The organism is Bacillus sp. AFS012607, assembly GCF_002558005.1.
In the GTDB taxonomy this organism is placed as follows: domain Bacteria; phylum Bacillota; class Bacilli; order Bacillales; family Bacillaceae_G; genus Bacillus_A; species Bacillus_A thuringiensis_S.
The window spans coordinates 1-1659 of the sequence record NZ_NTVM01000077.1; the positions used below are offsets into that span (position 1 = coordinate 1).

Below are 1659 nucleotides of genomic sequence, written 5' to 3' on the forward strand. Positions count from 1 at the left end.
CAATATATATCTAAATTGTCAAAGAGCAAATTACTTTGTGCTATGTTCTCAGCACACTTCAAAATCGCTTTTTTTATTTACACTTTTGTTTGACAGCTACTAATTCCGCATGTTTATTTTTTCGTTTAGCAATTAAGTTTTGATGTTCATCTCTAACCGAGCGCACTTGATAATAGATTTGAGCCACTTTTTCAATGCTTCCTGTGCTATTTTCAATTGCGATGGTGCCTTTCAGTTCGTATGTTTTTCCATCAAAAGTTTTAACACTATGAGCTTGTGATGCCGCAATATCATAAAATGTGAGTCTTTTTTCTTTTCCCATATGAACGCCTCCTATTTTTGATAGAGAAGGGAGAAAAACGCTTCTCCCTTGTCTAGTTTTCTAGCCATCTAGATAGGATGAAATAGTGAACGAGTGCTTTAGATCATGCTAGGATTGTTGTGTTATACGAGGTTATGATGCGTTGTGCTGCCTCTTTTCCGTATATGTGCTGTAATGCGGATTGAGATTCAACTACGATTGAATGCTGAATGTGGTATGTTGTGCTTTCTTTCAAAAACTGCTCCATATGAGGGATCGGGTACAAATCATATTGATGAAATACCAGGTGAATTGGTCTTATGTTCTTGCATTCTGTTAGATACTGAAGAAAATTAGATAATGCTTCTCCTCTCTCTTGATACGTACTTGTTTCCGTTTCTACACTGATGTACACAACGGATTTTTGTTTTAGATCCATTTGTAGTGTTTCATAACCAGTTAATAAATCATGTTTGATTATGTGATACCCTTGTTTTCGCTTTTCGTGATGGGTATCTTCATAAAAGATACCTTTTGGATCAAAAATGAAAATAAAATCGTTGGCGTTTTCTTTCACACCTTCTATGACCGTTTTATAAGCTCCAAAACGAGCTTTTATCACACCTGCAACCTTTTCCCCTTCATTCAGTTCTTTCAACGCTCTAATCACCTTTGTATACTTCTTAGCTACGCCTAACATGTATTGCACTCCTTCCTATTTCATTTTCCTATTCTGACTACTACTGAAACCAAAAATACTCTTTTTGTTCCCCTTGCTTTTCACGTTGATGTTTTTCAAGAATGTATAGCAAAGTGACAGTTATCGCATCCCTTGTTTCTTTTGAATATAGACCTATCTCATGGAAGATATGATATGCTGGATGCTCATTTTCGAGCGAATTTACTACCTCTACCAAGTTCGCTTCACTCTCATACATTTTTTCCGTGAACTCAATAACTTTTTTCACATCTAGGTAGTATAGGTTTTTATGCCGTTGATCCAGATATAAAATACTTCCTGCTAATAATTTTGTAGCGGATTCTATCCAATAATCATGTTGCTTTAATGGTTTAATTACAGTTTGAGCGATTGAAATTGCTTGCATCAATTCTTCAGACAACCAAGCACTCTTGCGCTGCATAACGTCTTCCCCAAGTTTCCCTATTTTTTTCATTTTACCGACGTGGATTTCTGACATCTCATTTCATCTCCCTCTCGGTTTCTTATATCTTGCTCCCTATCCAAAAAATAACCGTCCAAATGGGAATTACGAGTATACATGCATTCCGACATCCAATAGCAAAGCCTAACGGATTTTCATCAATTTCGCTAAAATGAGCTTCATATTCTTTCATAT

The 1659-nt window shown here is 36.0% G+C and carries 3 protein-coding genes; all 3 read right to left on the reverse strand.

The annotated features are described in order from the left end of the window. Positions 1–73: 73 nt before the first annotated feature. Positions 74–322, reverse strand: coding sequence for a hypothetical protein (locus CN409_RS30775; RefSeq protein ID WP_000514061.1), 249 nt, complete (start codon positions 320–322; stop codon positions 74–76). A gap of 103 nt (positions 323–425) precedes the next feature. Further along, positions 426–1001: a hypothetical protein gene (locus CN409_RS30780; RefSeq protein ID WP_074596346.1), complete on the reverse strand. Its 576-nt coding sequence runs from the start codon at positions 999–1001 to the stop codon at positions 426–428. Positions 1002–1041: 40 nt separating this feature from the next. Next, entirely contained in the window at positions 1042–1500 is a 459-nt protein-coding gene (locus CN409_RS30785) for a type IV secretory system conjugative DNA transfer family protein (RefSeq protein ID WP_074596348.1), read from the reverse strand. Positions 1501–1659 lie beyond the last annotated feature (159 nt).